At 69.5% G+C, this 15,936-nt stretch carries 16 protein-coding genes; 1 reads left to right on the forward strand and 15 read right to left on the reverse strand.

The genetic code is table 11. The annotated features are described in order from the left end of the window. Window positions 1-185 precede the first annotated feature (185 nt). Complete coding sequence (locus tag ACIP93_RS05105) at window positions 186-2,036, forward strand: glycosyl hydrolase family 18 protein (RefSeq protein WP_401755871.1); 1,851 nt, start codon at window positions 186-188, stop codon at window positions 2,034-2,036. Between the two features lie 104 nt (window positions 2,037-2,140). Here ACIP93_RS05105 and ACIP93_RS05110 read toward each other — a convergent pair whose 3' ends face one another. From ACIP93_RS05110 to prmC, 15 genes are all read right to left on the reverse strand, one after another. After that, window positions 2,141-2,587, reverse strand: a complete 447-nt coding sequence (locus ACIP93_RS05110; RefSeq protein ID WP_345228396.1) for a DUF2550 domain-containing protein — start codon at window positions 2,585-2,587, stop codon at window positions 2,141-2,143. Window positions 2,588-2,753: 166 nt separating this feature from the next. Then, on the reverse strand, window positions 2,754-3,128 hold the full coding sequence (locus ACIP93_RS05115; protein ID WP_345228397.1) for a F0F1 ATP synthase subunit epsilon: 375 nt from the start codon (window positions 3,126-3,128) through the stop codon (window positions 2,754-2,756). Window positions 3,129-3,263: 135 nt separating this feature from the next. Then, window positions 3,264-4,715: a F0F1 ATP synthase subunit beta gene (gene atpD, locus ACIP93_RS05120; RefSeq protein ID WP_345228398.1), complete on the reverse strand. Its 1,452-nt coding sequence runs from the start codon at window positions 4,713-4,715 to the stop codon at window positions 3,264-3,266. Then, window positions 4,716-5,633 (reverse strand): F0F1 ATP synthase subunit gamma, encoded by a 918-nt coding sequence (locus ACIP93_RS05125; RefSeq protein ID WP_345228399.1) that lies wholly within the window; start codon window positions 5,631-5,633, stop codon window positions 4,716-4,718. It lies immediately after the preceding gene. Window positions 5,634-5,653: 20 nt separating this feature from the next. Beyond that, window positions 5,654-7,249 (reverse strand): F0F1 ATP synthase subunit alpha, encoded by a 1,596-nt coding sequence (gene atpA / locus ACIP93_RS05130; protein WP_345228400.1) that lies wholly within the window; start codon window positions 7,247-7,249, stop codon window positions 5,654-5,656. 130 nt (window positions 7,250-7,379) lie between these two features. Further along, entirely contained in the window at window positions 7,380-8,195 is an 816-nt protein-coding gene (locus ACIP93_RS05135; protein WP_345228401.1) for a F0F1 ATP synthase subunit delta, read from the reverse strand. Beyond that, complete coding sequence (locus tag ACIP93_RS05140; protein WP_345228402.1) at window positions 8,192-8,737, reverse strand: F0F1 ATP synthase subunit B; 546 nt, start codon at window positions 8,735-8,737, stop codon at window positions 8,192-8,194. The genes ACIP93_RS05135 and ACIP93_RS05140 overlap by 4 nt, the downstream gene beginning before the upstream one ends. Window positions 8,738-8,779: 42 nt before the next feature. Continuing rightward, window positions 8,780-9,037 carry an ATP synthase F0 subunit C gene (gene atpE / locus ACIP93_RS05145; RefSeq protein WP_189826685.1) on the reverse strand — a complete coding sequence of 86 codons (258 nt, stop codon included), beginning with the start codon at window positions 9,035-9,037 and terminating at the stop codon, window positions 8,780-8,782. A 105-nt stretch (window positions 9,038-9,142) separates the two neighbouring features. Further along, entirely contained in the window at window positions 9,143-9,952 is an 810-nt protein-coding gene (atpB, locus tag ACIP93_RS05150) for a F0F1 ATP synthase subunit A (RefSeq protein WP_401755879.1), read from the reverse strand. A gap of 228 nt (window positions 9,953-10,180) precedes the next feature. Further along, the gene (locus ACIP93_RS05155; RefSeq protein WP_345229142.1) at window positions 10,181-10,618 is read right to left on the reverse strand and encodes a hypothetical protein; all 438 of its coding nucleotides are present in this window, start codon (window positions 10,616-10,618) and stop codon (window positions 10,181-10,183) included. Between the two features lie 279 nt (window positions 10,619-10,897). Continuing rightward, the gene (locus tag ACIP93_RS05160; RefSeq protein WP_401755882.1) at window positions 10,898-12,229 is read right to left on the reverse strand and encodes an MraY family glycosyltransferase; all 1,332 of its coding nucleotides are present in this window, start codon (window positions 12,227-12,229) and stop codon (window positions 10,898-10,900) included. 129 nt (window positions 12,230-12,358) lie between these two features. After that, window positions 12,359-13,630 (reverse strand): serine hydroxymethyltransferase, encoded by a 1,272-nt coding sequence (gene glyA / locus ACIP93_RS05165; protein WP_401755885.1) that lies wholly within the window; start codon window positions 13,628-13,630, stop codon window positions 12,359-12,361. 87 nt (window positions 13,631-13,717) lie between these two features. Beyond that, complete coding sequence (locus ACIP93_RS05170) at window positions 13,718-14,365, reverse strand: protein-tyrosine-phosphatase (RefSeq protein WP_345228407.1); 648 nt, start codon at window positions 14,363-14,365, stop codon at window positions 13,718-13,720. Continuing rightward, window positions 14,362-15,009 carry an L-threonylcarbamoyladenylate synthase gene (locus ACIP93_RS05175; RefSeq protein WP_345228408.1) on the reverse strand — a complete coding sequence of 216 codons (648 nt, stop codon included), beginning with the start codon at window positions 15,007-15,009 and terminating at the stop codon, window positions 14,362-14,364. The genes ACIP93_RS05170 and ACIP93_RS05175 overlap by 4 nt, the downstream gene beginning before the upstream one ends. A 74-nt stretch (window positions 15,010-15,083) precedes the next feature. Then, the gene (gene prmC, locus ACIP93_RS05180; protein WP_345228409.1) at window positions 15,084-15,929 is read right to left on the reverse strand and encodes a peptide chain release factor N(5)-glutamine methyltransferase; all 846 of its coding nucleotides are present in this window, start codon (window positions 15,927-15,929) and stop codon (window positions 15,084-15,086) included. Window positions 15,930-15,936 lie beyond the last annotated feature (7 nt).

Below are 15,936 nucleotides of genomic sequence, written 5' to 3' on the forward strand. Positions count from 1 at the left end.
CCGAACGGGAGTTCCCCTTCTCTGGTCCAGACCTCTTGACGATTGGTCCAGACCTTGGCACGCTCGCCGCACTGTGTGGTGAGCACGCCAAGGCCCGCCTCCCCATCTCCATCCGGGCCGTGGCGTGTTCACCGGGCGGCGCAGGTCCCACCCCCGTCATGTCGGACCTCTCTCGGGAGCAACCCTTGAGTACAGCAACCCCCACGCGACAGCGCTACAGAACACGCATCGCGGCCACGCTCACCGCACTCGCCCTTCCCCTCGCCGCGATGGTCGGCCTGGCCTCCCCCGCCCAGGCCGCCCCCTCGGCCACGGCGACGTACACCAAGAAGTCGGACTGGGGCACGGGCTTCGAAGGCTCGTGGACCGTGAAGAACACGGGCACCACCACCCTGTCCTCCTGGACCGTGGAGTGGGACTTCCCCACCGGCACCAAGGCCGGCTCGGCCTGGGACGCCACGCTCACCTCCGCCGGGAACCACTACACGGCCAAGAACCTCTCCTGGAACGGGACCCTGGCACCCGGCGCCGCCGTCACCTTCGGCTTCAACGGCACCGGCCCCGGCAACCCGTCGGGCTGCAAGCTCAACGGCGGCTCCTGCGACGGCGGTTCCCAGCCCGGCGACACCGCCCCGACCGCCCCCGGCACCCCGGTCGCGAGCGACATCAAGGACACCTCGGCCAAGCTGACCTGGACCGCCGCCACGGACGACAAGGGCGTCAAGAACTACGACGTCCTGCGCGACGGCAAGGCGGTCGCCACCGTCACGGGCCTGACGTACACCGACAACGCCCTGGCCAAGGGCACCAGTTACTCCTACGCCGTCCAGGCCCGCGACACCGCCGACCAGACCGGTCCGGCCAGCGGATCGGTCACGGTGAAGACCACCGGCGACGACGGCGGCCCCGGCCCCCAGCCCGGTGACCAGGTCAAGCTGGGCTACTTCACCAACTGGGGCGTCTACGGCCGCAACTACCACGTCAAGAACCTGGTGACGTCCGGCTCCGCCGCCAAGATCACGCACATCAACTACGCCTTCGGCAACGTCCAGGGCGGCAAGTGCACCATCGGCGACGCCTTCGCGGACTACGACAAGGCGTACACCGCCGACCAGTCGGTCGACGGCGTCGCCGACACCTGGGACCAGCCGCTGCGCGGCAACTTCAACCAGTTGCGCAAGCTGAAGGCCAAGTACCCGCACATCAAGGTGATCTGGTCGTTCGGCGGCTGGACCTGGTCCGGCGGCTTCGGTGACGCGGCCAAGAACCCGGCCGCCTTCGCGGACTCCTGCTACAAGCTGGTCGAGGACCCGCGCTGGGCGGACGTCTTCGACGGCATCGACATCGACTGGGAGTACCCGAACGCCTGCGGTCTCACCTGTGACACCAGCGGCCCGGCCGCCCTCGGCAACCTGGCCTCCGCGCTGCGCACCAAGTTCGGCGCGAGCAACCTGGTCACCGCGGCCATCTCCGCCGACGGCTCGGACGGCGGCAAGCTCGACCTCGCCGACTACGGCACCGCCGCCAAGTCCTTCGACTGGTACAACGTGATGACGTACGACTTCTTCGGCGCCTGGGACGCGAAGGGCCCGACCGCCCCGCACTCCCCGCTGACCTCGTACACCGGCATCCCGAAGGCGGGTTACACCTCCGCCGAGGCCATCGCCAAGCTCAAGGCCAAGGGCGTCCCCGCCAAGAAGCTGCTGCTCGGCATCGGCTTCTACGGCCGCGGCTGGACCGGCGTCACCCAGAAGGAGCCGGGCGGCACCGCCACCGGCCCGGCCGCCGGAACGTACGAGCAGGGCATCGAGGACTACAAGGTCCTCAAGGCGAGCTGCCCCTCGAACGGCACCGTCGCCGGCACGGCCTACGCCCACTGCGGCACCAACTGGTGGAGCTACGACACCCCGGCGACCATCACCTCGAAGATGGCCTGGTCCAAGGCGCAGGGCCTGGGCGGCGCCTTCTTCTGGGAGTTCAGCGGTGACACCGCCAACGGCGAGCTGGTCTCGGCGATCGACTCCGGCCTGAAGTAGCCCGCAGGGCACGACGAAGGACTCCCCCCATGGGAAAAGCCGGGGGAGACGGGACCGCTCCCCGTCTCCCCCGGCTTTCGTCCGTACGAAGTACCTCGCCCGGTCTACGCCACATTGACTCGTTGCCCCGGCGGCGCCGCCTCCAGCCACGCCAGGAACCCGGTGAGCGCGTCCTCGCTCATCGCCAGCTCCAGGCGCGTGCCGCGGTGGACGCAGCCCAGGATGTGCGCGTCGGACAGCAGCGCCAGCTCCTCCTCGCCCTCCGGGGCCCGGCGCGCGACGACCTCGATGGCCGAACGCTCCAGGACGCGGCGGGGCTTGGGGGCGTAGCTGAAGACCCGGAACCAGGCGATCCGGTCACCGCTGTAGCGGGCCACGCCGTACACCCAGCCCTTGCCGGACCGGTCCGACTCCTCGGGGGTGTCCCAGCGCAGCGAGCAGTCGAAGGTGCCGCCGGAGCGCTGGATCAGCCTCCGGCGCAACCCGAAGACGAACAGCCCCACCAGCACCAGCAGGACGACAGAGCCGCACACAAGCAGAGCGAGGATCATCTCCTACGACCTCCTCGCCTCATCCAGTACCGCTACGGAAAAGCACTTCAGCACTACAACACCACGCGACGGCGTCCGCTTCCGCATCCGCGTCAGCCGCGACCCGTCCTGGAAGTATCCAGTACGAGCCGCGGCTGAGGGCGGATCACGTGGGGTGAGGCAGGACTCAGTGTCCCGCCACCGCGCGCAGACGGACGTCGGCGCGACGCTCGGCGGCGGAGTCGTCCGCCGCCTTCGCCGCTTCCAGCGCCCGCTCGGCGCGCGCCGTGTCGATCTCGTCGGCCAGCTCGGCGATCTCCGCGAGCAGCGACAGCTTGTTGTCGGCGAACGAGATGAAACCGCCGTGGACGGCGGCGACGACGGTGCCGCCCTCGCTCGTACGGATGGTCACCGGGCCCGATTCCAGCACACCCAGAAGCGGCTGGTGACCGGGCATGACGCCGATGTCGCCGGACGTGGTGCGCGCGACGACCAGGGTGGCCTCGCCGGACCAGACGTTGCGGTCCGCTGCGACCAGCTCGACGTGCAGCTCAGCAGCCAAGGGTGGCTCCTCGGGTCACCACCCGGCAGTGGCTGCCGGGTGTTGGGTCAAAGTCTAGGGGGTGTACGGAGAGAGGGGCGGGGCGGGCCCGCCCCTCTCACGCGTACGGCACTGCACTACAGGTGGGGCCTGACGTCAGCTGACGCCGAGCTCCTTGGCGTTGGCCTTGAGGTCCTCAATGCCACCGCACAGGAAGAACGCCTGCTCGGGGAAGTGGTCGTAGTCACCGTCGCAGATGGCGTTGAACGCGGTGATCGACTCGTCGAGCGGAACGTCCGAACCGTCCACGCCGGTGAACTGCTTGGCGACGTGGGTGTTCTGCGACAGGAAGCGCTCGACACGACGGGCGCGGTGGACGACCAGCTTGTCCTCTTCGCCCAGCTCGTCGATACCGAGGATCGCGATGATGTCCTGGAGGTCCTTGTACTTCTGCAGGATCGCCTTGACGCGCATCGCGGTCGCGTAGTGGTCCGCCGCGATGTAGCGGGGGTCCAGGATGCGCGACGTGGAGTCGAGCGGGTCCACCGCGGGGTAGATGCCCTTCTCCGAGATCGGGCGCGACAGCACGGTCGTCGCGTCCAGGTGGGCGAAGGTGGTGGCCGGCGCCGGGTCGGTCAGGTCGTCCGCGGGGACGTAGATCGCCTGCATCGAGGTGATCGAGTGACCGCGGGTCGAGGTGATGCGCTCCTGGAGGAGACCCATCTCGTCGGCCAGGTTCGGCTGGTAACCCACCGCGGACGGCATGCGGCCGAGGAGCGTGGAGACCTCGGAACCCGCCTGCGTGTAGCGGAAGATGTTGTCGATGAAGAAGAGCACGTCCTGCTTCTGCACATCGCGGAAGTACTCCGCCATGGTCAGGCCCGAGAGCGCGACGCGAAGACGCGTGCCCGGCGGCTCGTCCATCTGGCCGAAGACGAGGGCCGTCTTGTCGATGACGCCCGAGTCGGCCATTTCCTCGATGAGGTCGTTGCCCTCACGGGTGCGCTCACCGACACCGGCGAACACCGACACACCGTCGTGGTTGTTGGCCACGCGGTAGATCATTTCCTGGATCAGCACGGTCTTGCCGACACCGGCGCCACCGAACAGACCGATCTTTCCACCCTTGACGTACGGGGTGAGCAGGTCGATGACCTTGATGCCGGTCTCGAACATCTCGGTCTTCGACTCGAGCTGGTCGAACGACGGGGCCTTGCGGTGGATGGGCCACCGCTCGGTCACCTCGGCGTTGGCCTCCGGCTTGTTCAGGATCTCGCCGAGGGTGTTGAACACCTTGCCCTTGGTGATCTCGCCGACGGGGACGGTGATGCCCTCGCCGGTGTCGGTCACCGGGGCCTGGCGGACCAGGCCGTCGGTGGGCTGCATCGAGATCGCACGGACCAGGCCGTCGCCCAGGTGCAGGGCGACTTCCAGGGTCAGCGTCTTCAGGGCGCCGTCCTCGGCCGGGTCTGCGACCTGGACCTTGAGGGCGTTGTAGATCTCCGGCATGGCGTCGACGGGGAACTCCACGTCGACGACCGGGCCGATGACCCGGGCGACGCGGCCCGTGGCAACGGCCGCCACTGCGGTCTCAGTGTTCGTCGTCACTTACTTGTCACTCCCCGCGGTCGCGTCGGCCAGGGCGCTGGCGCCACCGACGATCTCGCTGATTTCCTGGGTGATTTCGGCCTGGCGGGCCGCGTTGGCAAGCCGGGAGAGGCTCTTGATGAGATCCCCGGCGTTGTCGGTCGCCGACTTCATCGCACGACGACGGGCGGCGTGCTCGGAAGCGGCGGCCTGCAGCAGTGCGTTGTAGATACGGCTCTCGACGTAGCGCGGCAGCAGGGCGTCGAGAACGTCCTCCGCCGACGGCTCGAAGTCGAAGAGCGGAAGGATCTCGTCCTTCGCGCCCTCCTCCTTCTCGACCTTGTCGAGGCTGAGCGGCAGCATCCGGTTCTCGACCGGGGTCTGCGTCATCATCGACACGAATTCCGTGAAGACGATGTGCAGTTCGTCGACGCCGCCCTCGGCCGTCTCGGTGGTGACGGCCTCGATGAGGGGGCCGGCCACGCGCTTGGCGTCCGCGTAGGTCGGGCTGTCGGTGAAGCCGGTCCACGAGTCCGCGACCTTGCGCTCACGGAACCCGTAGTAGGCGACGCCCTTGCGGCCGACGATGTAGGTGTCGACCTCCTTGCCCTCGCCGCGCAGCCGCTCGGTGAGCCGCTCCGCGGCCTTGATGGCGTTGGAGGAGTAGCCGCCGGCCAGACCGCGGTCGCTCGTGAGGAGCAGGACCGCGGCGCGGGCCGGGGCGTCGGCCTCGGTGGTCAGCGGGTGCTTGGTGTTGGAGCCGGTCGCCACCGCCGTCACCGCGCGGTTCAGCTCGCTGGCGTACGGCGTGGAAGCCGCAACCTGGCGCTGAGCCTTGACGATGCGAGAGGCGGCGATCATCTCCATCGCCTTGGTGATCTTCTTGGTCGCGGTGACGGATCGGATGCGACGCTTGTAGACCCGGAGCTGCGCTCCCATGAGTCAGGTCCCTTCCGTCGTCACTTGGAGACGTTGACGGCCGGTGCGTCCTCGCCCAGGGACTTGCCGTCCGAGGTCTCGAACCGTCCCTTGAACGTGGTGATCGCCTCGGCGATGGACTGCAGGGTGTCGTCGGACATCTTCGCGCCCTCGGCGATCGAGGTGAGGAGCTCCTTGCGCTCGCGGCGCAGGTAGTCCAGCAGCTCGCTCTCGAAGCGGCGGATGTCGTTGACCGGGACGTCGTCCATCTTGCCGGTGGTGCCGGCCCAGACGGAGACGACCTGCTCCTCGACGGGCATCGGCTGGTACTGGCCCTGCTTCAGCAGCTCGACCAGGCGCTTGCCGCGCTCCAGCGACGACTTGGAGGCCGCGTCCAGGTCGGAACCGAAGGCGGCGAACGCCTCCAGCTCGCGGTACTGGGCGAGGTCCAGACGCAGTCGGCCGGAGACCTGACGCATCGCCTTGTGCTGGGCGGAACCACCGACGCGCGAGACCGAGATACCGACGTTGAGCGCCGGACGCTGGTTGGCGTTGAAGAGGTCCGACTCCAGGAAGCACTGGCCGTCGGTGATGGAGATGACGTTGGTCGGGATGAACGCCGACACGTCGTTCGCCTTGGTCTCGACGATGGGCAGACCCGTCATCGAGCCGGCGCCCAGGTCGTCCGACAGCTTCGCGCAACGCTCGAGGAGACGCGAGTGCAGGTAGAAGACGTCGCCCGGGTAGGCCTCGCGGCCCGGCGGACGGCGCAGCAGCAGCGACACGGCGCGGTAGGCGTCGGCCTGCTTCGACAGGTCGTCGAAGATGATGAGGACGTGCTTGCCGTCGTACATCCAGTGCTGGCCGATGGCCGAACCGGTGTACGGGGCCAGGTACTTGAAGCCGGCCGGGTCGGACGCGGGGGCGGCGACGATCGTCGTGTACTCGAGCGCGCCGGCCTCCTGGAGCGCACCACGCACGGAGGCGATGGTGGAGCCCTTCTGGCCGATGGCGACGTAGATGCAGCGGACCTGCTTCTTCGGGTCGCCCGAGCGCCAGTTGTCACGCTGGTTGATGATCGTGTCGACGGCCAGCGCGGTCTTGCCGGTCTGGCGGTCGCCGATGATCAGCTGACGCTGACCGCGGCCGATCGGCACCATCGAGTCGACGGCCTTGTAGCCGGTCTGCATCGGCTCGTGCACGGACTTGCGGACCATGACGCCCGGAGCCTGCAGCTCCAGGGCGCGGCGGCCCTCGGTCTCGATCTCGCCGAGGCCGTCGATCGGGTTGCCGAGCGGGTCGACGACGCGGCCGAGGTAGCCCTCGCCGACGCCGACGGAGAGCACCTCACCGGTGCGCTGCACCGGCTGGCCCTCCTCGATTCCGCTGAACTCGCCGAGGACGATCGCGCCGATCTCGCGCTCTTCGAGGTTGAGGGCGAGACCGAGGGTTCCGTCCTCGAACTTCAGCAGCTCGTTCGCCATGGCCGAGGGAAGTCCCTCGATCTTCGCGATGCCGTCGCCGGCAACGCTGACAGTTCCGACCTCCTCGCGCGAGGCCGCGTCCGGCTTGTACGACTGGACGAAGTTCTCCAGTGCGTCCCGGATCTCCTCCGGCCGGATCGTGAGCTCCGCCATCTGGGTTCCCTGCTCTCCTTGTTGGGCCCGAAGTTTTCTAGGGGTCTGGGGTCGGCCCCCAGGAATCCTCTGCGGCCCAACCGGGCCGCTGGCAATGCGTGGTGCTGCGTACGTGATACGGGTACCGGCGTCAGCCGGCCATGCGCCGGGAGACCTCGTCGAGGCGCTCCGCGACCGTGCCGTTGATGAACTCGTCGCCGACGCGGACCTGGATTCCGCCGAGGACCGCGGGGTCCACGTCGAGGTTCAGGTGCATCTCGCGACCGTAGATCTTGGCGAGGGCGGCGCCGAGGCGCTGCTTCTGCTGGTCGGTGAGGGGCACCGCGGAGGTGACCTCCGCGACCATCCGGCTGCGGCGCTCCGCGGCGAGCTTGGAGAGGGACTCGAGTCCCGCTTCCAGGCTACGTCCACGGGGCTGCGTCACAAGACGGACGACCAGACGCTCGGTGACCTGCTCGGCCCGACCCCCGAGCAGGCTGCGGAGCAGCGAGCTCTTGGCGGCGGCGGTGGCCGCCTTGTCGGTGAGCGCGGAACGGAGCGCGGCGTCCGACGAGACGATCCGGCCGAAGCGGAACAGCTCGTCCTCGACGTTGTCGAGGGAGCCGGCCTGCTGAGCGGCGGTGAGGTCGGCGGTGTTCGCCAGCTCCTCCGTCGCGTCGACCAGGTCGCGCGACTGCGACCAGCGCGAGCGGACCATGCCCTTGACCAGGTCGACGGCCGCGCCGTCCACCTGACCGGTGAGCAGGCGCCCGGCCAGCTCCGCCTTGGCCTCGCCGGGCTGCGACGGGTCGGTCAGGACCCGGCGCAGCGAGACCTCGCGGTCAAGCAGCGCGGTGACGGCGGCCAGGTCGCCGGCCAGCTTCGTCGCGTCGACGGACGGGGTGTCCGTCAGCGCGTCGAGGCTGCTCCGGGCGTTGCCCAGGGCCTCACGGCTCGCGCCGTTCATCGGGCGGCCTCGGCCTTCTCCTCAAGCTCGTTGAGGAAACGGTCGATGGTGCGGCTCTGGCGGGCGTGGTCCTCGAGGGACTCGCCGACCAGCTTGCCGGCCAGGTCGGTGGCGAGCTTGCCGACGTCCTGACGCAGCGTCAGAGCAGCCTGCTTGCGGTCGGCCTCGATCTGGGCGTGACCGGCAGCGATGATCTCCTCGCGCTGCCGCTGACCCTCTGCGCGCAGGTCTTCCTTGAGCGCAGTGCCCTGCTCCAGCGCCTCCTGACGGAGCCGCGCGGCCTCGTGGCGGGCCTCGGCAAGCTGGGCCTTGTACTGCTCCAGGACGCTCTCGGCTTCGATCCGGGCCTCGTCGGCCTTCTCGATACCGCCTTCGATGGCCTCGCGGCGCTCTTCCAGAACCTTGTTGATGTTCGGGAGGAGCTTCTTGGCGAGGAAGCCGAAGACGATGACGAAGGCGATCAGACCGATGACCAGCTCGTCGAGATGCGGGATCAGAGGATTCTGAGGCTCCTCCGCCGCCGCAAGGAACAGAGCGTTCACATCAGTGCCTTCCGTGAAAGGTAGTTGGCTGTCGGTCCGGGCTTACTGGTAGACGAAGCCCATGACGATGCCGATGAGGGCGAGAGCCTCACAGAAGGCGAAGCCCATGATCTGGTTGGTGCGGATCAGGCCGGCGGCCTCGGGCTGACGCGCGAGGGCCTGGGTGCCGTTACCGAAGATGATGCCGACGCCGACGCCGGGGCCGATCGCGGCGAGGCCGTAGCCGATGGAGGCGACGTTGCCGACGACGTTCTCCTTGGCACCGGCAGCGAGGTTGACAAGCTCGAGAGCAGCGGACATGCCGTTACTTCCTTCTCTTTCACGGACCGGTGGGGGTTGGCCACCGGACGTCTGTTGGTTCTGGGGGGCGAGGCCCGCGCTGCGCGCCGGCCCGGTCGTGCTGGCTCAGTGGCCCTTGGCGAGTGCGCCCTGGACGTAGCTGGAGGCCAGGAGCACGAAGACGTAAGCCTGGACGGCCTGGATGAAGAGCTCGAAGACGGTCATCACCAGGACCATGACGAAGGACACGGTGCCGTAGGCGATTCCGATGCCGTTCATGAGGTACCAGGAGGCCAGGGTGAACATCACGATGAGCAGGTGGCCGGCGAACATGTTCGCGAACAGTCGCACCGCGTGCGTGAAGGGCCGGATGACCAGGTTCGAGAAGAACTCGATGACCACGACGAGCGGCAGGACCCAGCCCAGCGACTTGTCGTAACCGGTGATGTTCTTCCAGCCGCCGACGAAGCCGTGCTTCTTGAAGGTCAGCGAGACCCAGAGCACGTACACGATCAGCGCGAGGCCGGCCGGGAAGGCGATCAGCGACGGGACCGGGAACTGGGCGACCGGGATGATCGACCAGACGTTCATGATCCAGACGAAGAAGAAGAGCGACACCATCAGCGGGACGTACTTCTCGCCGTCCTTCTTGCCGATGATCTCGTAGACGATGCCGCGGCGGACGAAGTCGTACCCGGCCTCACCGATCATCTGGACCTTGCCGGGCACCAGCTTCGGCTTGTTGAAGGCCGCCCAGAAGAAGGCGACGATCACGAGCGTGCTGAGCAGCGCGAGCAGCATGGGCTTCGTGAACTCGAAGCCCGCCACCTCGAACATCGGCTTGTACAGGAAGGTGTGGAGGCCCGGAGCCGGGAACCCGCATCCGGAGAAAATGTGGCAGCTCGCATCAAAGGCAAGCGTTGTGTCAGCACTCACCGCGGGCTCCTTCAGCGTGGCGCATAGGTACGGCAACCTCGTTGTGTCGGCGCGGCAGGAAGCCGCGGGTCGGCACTGGACTGGTGGTCTTGGAAAGCTGGGCGGGGCGGTTCGGCATCGAGCCTCGCGCTGGGACAGGCGTCAGCTCGAATGCCCGCGCCCGCAGTGCCGCAGTTGGCACCGGACGATAGCAGCATCTCGAACGGCCATTTATCCCGGCCCTACCCTTCACGTCGGGGACCCGGTCTTCTGGGGCTTCTGGGCCTCGGACGAGTCGGGGTCGACGTAAAGGATCTTTGCCTTCATGTAGGCGCGCGCCTGGGCGGCGATCCACATGATGGTGACGGCGAGCAGTGTGAAACCGAACGCCTTGAAGTCGAACAGCTCTGTGCCCTTGAACACTGCCAGGAAGACGAACAGCAGCAGCAGTTGGAGCACATAGAGCAGGAGCCCCATGGCCTGGAAGAGCTGCGGCAGCCGCTTCGCGGTGCGCTGGAGTGCCACCAGCCCACCCCCCATGAAAGCGAGCGACACCCCCGTGCCCACGAGTGCCCCGAGCGCCCCTTCGCCGCCGCCGACCAGCGCGGCGACCAGGACGGCGACAGCGCCGACGGCAGCAGCGGGTACGGCGGTTCGAAGGAGTGTCCGGGCGTCGTTGGACGGCATGGCGGCAGCTCCGCTTTGCTTGGTGGGGGCAGTGGGTGTCGTCATGGACGAGCGTAAGCCCGGATCGAGAAGGGTCCTCGGGCCGCCGGACCGTCGCACCGCGGTCCCGCGGCTCTGTCGCCGGGTCTCGTGAACCGTATCACAAACTATTTGATGCAGTCTTTACCCAGAAAGTGTGGTTGCTGTCACACATGAGAGTGACAGCGCCCGTGTGTGCACTGCACTCTGGCGCTTTGTCTGGTATTGGGCTTCGCTGGGGCAATCGTCAATGCGGGAGGCTCAGTTGAAACGCGAACGGGGGCCCACCGCGGTCGCTCCGTTGACGCCCGCCGCCACGGGCGAACGGTCCCCTTCGTCGCTGTTGTCGCCCTCTGCGCGCGGCGCCTCGGCGGCCTCCTGGGCCCCCGTGGAGGCCGCCGCGGACGACGCGACCACCTGGGTGCGGCCGCGCCGGTAGCGGGGCGGCACGAACGCCTCCATCCACCGCGGGGCCCGCGGCGTGAAGCGCGGCAGGAGCAGCAGGACCAGGCCCAGCGCGCTCAGGCCGACGATCACCAGCACAATCCACATGCTGGCCGAGTTCACCGAGTACGCGACCATCCCGAACGCGATGAGCGCCGACCAGAAGTACATGATCAGCACCGCCCGGCTGTGCGAGTGCCCGATCTCCAGCAGCCGGTGGTGCAGATGCCCGCGGTCCGCCGCGAACGGCGACTTGCCCTGCCAGGTCCTGCGCACGATCGCCAGCATCAGGTCCGCGAACGGGATCGCGATGATCGTCAGCGGCAGCAGCAGCGGGATGAACACCGGCAGCATCGCGTGGGTGGCCGCCCGCTCGCCGCCGATGAAGAGCCTCAGCGCGTCCGAGTCCACCTGGCCCGTGATCGAGATGGCGCCCGCCGCCAGCACCAGGCCGATCAGCATCGAGCCGGAGTCGCCCATGAAGATGCGGGCCGGATGCATGTTGTGCGGCAGGAAGCCGATGCACATGCCGACCAGGATCGCCGCGAACAGCGTCGCGGGGGCCGCCTCCTCGATCCCGTACCGGAACCACATCCGGTAGGCGTACAGGAAGAACGCGGTGGCCGCGATGCACACCATGCCGGCCGCGAGGCCGTCCAGGCCGTCGACGAAGTTCACCGCGTTGATGGTGATGACGACGAGCGCGACGGTGAGCAGATTGCCCTGCCAGCCGGTCAGCGAGACCGCGCCGACGCCGGGGACCGGCAGGTACAGCACGGTGAGGCCCTGCATCACCATCACGCCGGCGGCGATGAACTGCCCGCCCAGCTTGATCAGCGCGTCGATCTCGAACTTGTCGTCCAGGACGCCGATCAGCCAGATCACGGCGGCCCCGGAGAGCAGTGCCCGTGGTTCGTTCGACAGGTCGAAGACGCCGTTGAGGCTCTCCAGGTGGTCCGCCACCAGCAGCCCCGCGCACAGACCGCCGAACATGGCGATGCCGCCGAGCCGCGGTGTCGGTTCCCGGTGGACGTCGCGGGCGCGGATCTCCGGCATCGCTCCGGAGGCGATGGCGAACTTCCGCACCGGCCCCGTCAGCAGATAGGTCACCGCGGCCGTGACGCAGAGCGTCAACAGGTATTCACGCACGGGCTGCCCCACAGTTGTCGCTGGCCTTCTCAGCCCCACACCCTAGCTTCGCGGCCACGGGGTTGAGGACACTCGGGTGCCCCGGACGGTTGCACACCGCCCGTCCGTCCCCGGTAAGGAGGAACGGTTTCACCCCCGGAACGGGGCGTCCGGGTACGGCGGAAACCGCCTCGCCAGCTCGCGCACCCCGCCCGCGGCACGCCGTTCCCCTCGCAGCGCGAGCGCGAACAGCGCCGCCACGCGCGCCATCTGCGCCTCGCCCATGCCCTGCGTGGTCACGGCCGCGGTGCCCAGCCGCAGCCCGCGCCCCTCCCCGTACGGCAGCGCGCACGTGTCCAGGACGATCCCGGCCGCCGCCAGCCGTGCCCTGGCCTCCCGCCCGTCCAGTCCCAGCGGTGCCGGGTCGACGGTCAGCAGGTGCGTGTCCGTGCCGCCGGTGGTCAGCGCGAGGCCCTCGGCCGCCAGGCCCTCGCCCAGCACGCGCGCGTTGGAAACCACCTGATGGGCGTACGTGGTGAAGACGGGCCGCGCCGCCTCGCCGAACGCGACCGCCTTCGCCGCGATCGTGTGCATCTGCGCGCCGCCCTGGGTGAACGGGAACACCGCCCGGTCGATCCGCTCGGCCAGCTCCTCGCCGCACAGCAGCATGCCGCCGCGCGGCCCGCGCAGCACCTTGTGCGTGGTCGCGCACACCACGTCGGCGTACGGCACGGGGCTGGGCGCCGCTCCCCCGGCCACCAGGCCGATCGGGTGCGCGGCGTCGGCGACGAGGTACGCGCCGACCTCGTCGGCGATCTCCCGGAAGGCCGCGTAGTCGGGGTGGCGCGGATACGAGATCGACCCGACGACGATCGCCCGCGGGCGGTGCGTGCGCGCCAGCTCCCGCACCTGCGCGTAGTCGAGCAGCCCGCTTCGCGCGTCGACCCCGTAGCCGACGACGTCGAACCACCGGCCGGAGAAGTTGCCGGGCGCGCCGTGCGTGAGGTGCCCGCCGGACGGGAGCCCCATGGCCAGCAGGGTGTCCCCCGGCTTGAGCAGGGCGGCGTACGCGGCCAGCACGGCGGCCGACCCGGAGTGCGGCTGCACGTTGGCGTGCGCGGCGCCGAACAGCCCCTTCGCCCGGTCCACGGCGAGGCGCTCGGCCTCGTCGACGACCTCGCAGCCGCCGTGGTGCCGGGCGCCCGGGTAGCCCTCCGCGTACTTGTTCGCGAGTACCGAGCCGAGCGCGGCCAGCACGGCGGGCGAGGTGAAGTTCTCGGCGGCGACGAGCTGGAGGCCGGCCGCCTCGCGCTCGGCCTCGCCGCGTACGACGGCGGCGATCTCGGGGTCGAGCCGTTCCAGGGTGCCGAAATCCGCGCCCGGGTGCGCGGGGGCGGTCGGTGACGCGTCGACGACGGGCATCTCGGGCTCCGGGCCTGCGGTGGGGGACCGTAAGGGGCGTGTCCCCCAATGTAGGCCCGGTACGCCGATGACGCCCGGCGTGGTTCCTCAGTCCTTGCCGGGGATGCCCGTCAGGGCGGTGACGACCGGGTCCAGGGCGAGCTGGATCTCCTCGCCGACAGAGCGGAAGAAGGTGATGGGCGCCCCGTACGGGTCGTAGACCTCGTCCGCCTCCTCGGTGGGCGCCAGCAGCCAGCCCCGCAGCGCGGCCGCCGCGCGCACCAGGGCGCGGGCCCGCTCCACGACGCCGTGCTCGGCCGCGTCGGGCAGCGTCAGCGGGTCTATGGCCCGCACCAGCCGGTTGAACTCCTTCAGCGTGAAGGTGCGCAGCCCGGCCGAGTGCCCCATGGAGATGACCTGCGCCCGGTGGTCGCGGGTGGCGGTCAGCACCAGGTCGGCCCGGATGACGTGCTCGTCCAGCAGCTCGCGGCCGGTGAAGCCGGAGGCGTCCGCGCCGAAGTCCGCGAGGACGGCGGCGGCGTTGGCCTCCATGGGGGCGCCCTCGTGGCCCCAGGTGCCGGCGCTCTCGACGACGAGTCCGCCGAAGTGCGGGTCGCCCAGGCGCTCCTCCAGGGCGTGCCGGGTCAGCCGCTCGGTGATCGGTGAGCGGCACACGTTGCCGGTGCTGACGTGGAGGATACGGAAGGTGGTCCCCGATATGCCTTCTGCTGTGCCACGCCCGTCAAGGGCGGTCAACTCGCCACCTCAAGATCGGGCACGACCTTGCGGAGCTCCTCCGCACTGAGCACTCCGGCGCGCAGCAGCACCGGCACGGGGCCGGTCACGTCCACGATGGAGGACGGCAGGTTGCCGGGGGTGGGGCCGCCGTCCAGGTACACCGAGACGGAGTCGCCCAGCATGTCCAGGGCGGCGTCGCAGGTCTCGGGGGACGGGTGCCCGGTGAGGTTGCCGGAGGAGACGGCCATCGGGCCGACCTCGGTGAGCAGCTCGATCGCGATGGGGTGCAGCGGCATCCGGACGGCGACGGTGCCGCGGGTGTCGCCGAGGTCCCACTGGAGGGACGGCTGGTGCTTGGCGACCAGGGTCAGCCCGCCCGGCCAGAACGCGTCGACGAGCTCCCAGGCCTGCTCGGAGAAGTCGGTGACCAGGCCGTGCAGGGTGTTCGGGGAGCCGATGAGGACGGGGCTCGGCATGTTGCGGCCGCGGCCCTTGGCCTCCAGCAGGTCGCCGACGGCCTCGCTGCTGAAGGCGTCCGCGCCGATCCCGTACACGGTGTCGGTGGGCAGGACGACCAGCTCGCCGCGGCGCACTGCCGAGGCGGCTTCGCGCAGACCGGTCTTGCGGTCGGTCGCGTCGTTGCAGTCGTATCGCCGTGCCATTTAACGGACCCCCTCGGGCAGGAACTTCGGGCTGTGCGCAATGCTGGGAGCAATCGGGACGTACGGAGCACTGGTCACGGCATCGCCTTGCGGGCGGTGGCGAAGCGCGGCCGGTTGTTGAGGTCCGGGTGGTCGGCGGCGTCCGCCCAGCCCCGCTCCTCGGTGAAGATCCACGGGACCTGGCCGCCCTGGGTGTCGGCGTGCTCGATGACGACGACGCCGCCGGGGCGCAGCAGGCGGTGCGCGGTGCGCTCGATGCCGCGGATGAGGTCGAGGCCGTCCTCACCGGAGAACAGCGCCAGCTCGGGGTCGTGGTCCCGGGCCTCGGGGGCGACGTACTCCCACTCGGTGAGCGGGATGTACGGCGGGTTGGAGATGACGAGGTCGACCTGGCCGTCCAGCTCGGGCAGCGCGGTGCGCGCGTCCCCGTGGTGCAGGACGACGCGGGACCCGTCGACGTTCTTGCGGGTCCACTTCAGGGCGCCCTCGTCCAGTTCCACGGCGTGCACGCGGGAGCGCGGCACCTCCTGGGCCAGGGCGAGCGCGATGGCGCCGGAGCCGGTGCACAGGTCGATGATGAGCGGCTCGACGACGTCCATGGCGCGTACGGCGTCTATGGCCCAGCTCACCACCGACTCGGTCTCCGGGCGCGGCACGAACACGCCCGGCCCGACCTGGAGTTCCAGGTAGCGGAAGAAGGCGCGGCCGGTGATGTGCTGAAGGGGTTCGCGGGCCTCGCGGCGGGCGATGGCCTCCCAGTAGCGGGCGTCGAAGTCGCTGTCGGGGACCCGGTGCAGCTCTCCCCGCTTGACGCCGTGGACGAACGAGGCGAGCTCCTCCGCGTCGAAGCGCGGTGAGGGCACGCCGGCGTCGGCCAGCCGCTGGGTGGCCTGCGCCACCTCGGCGAGCAGCAGATTCATCCGGTTC

Origin of the sequence: Streptomyces sp. NPDC088745, assembly GCF_044751045.1 — a bacterium.
Classification (GTDB): domain Bacteria; phylum Actinomycetota; class Actinomycetes; order Streptomycetales; family Streptomycetaceae; genus Streptomyces; species Streptomyces cremeus.

Coding starts and splice junctions, on each gene's coding strand:
- ACIP93_RS05110 (WP_345228396.1), bottom strand. CDS start 2,587: ATGATCCTCGCTCTGCTTGTGTGCGGCTCTGTCGTCCTGCTGGTGCTG.
- ACIP93_RS05125 (WP_345228399.1), bottom strand. CDS start 5,633: ATGGGAGCGCAGCTCCGGGTCTACAAGCGTCGCATCCGATCCGTCACC.
- atpA (WP_345228400.1), bottom strand. CDS start 7,249: ATGGCGGAGCTCACGATCCGGCCGGAGGAGATCCGGGACGCACTGGAG.
- ACIP93_RS05135 (WP_345228401.1), bottom strand. CDS start 8,195: ATGAACGGCGCGAGCCGTGAGGCCCTGGGCAACGCCCGGAGCAGCCTC.
- atpE (WP_189826685.1), bottom strand. CDS start 9,037: ATGTCCGCTGCTCTCGAGCTTGTCAACCTCGCTGCCGGTGCCAAGGAG.
- ACIP93_RS05155 (WP_345229142.1), bottom strand. CDS start 10,618: ATGCCGTCCAACGACGCCCGGACACTCCTTCGAACCGCCGTACCCGCT.
- glyA (WP_401755885.1), bottom strand. CDS start 13,630: ATGCCCGTCGTCGACGCGTCACCGACCGCCCCCGCGCACCCGGGCGCG.
- ACIP93_RS05175 (WP_345228408.1), bottom strand. CDS start 15,009: ATGGCACGGCGATACGACTGCAACGACGCGACCGACCGCAAGACCGGT.
- prmC (WP_345228409.1), bottom strand. CDS start 15,929: ATGAATCTGCTGCTCGCCGAGGTGGCGCAGGCCACCCAGCGGCTGGCC.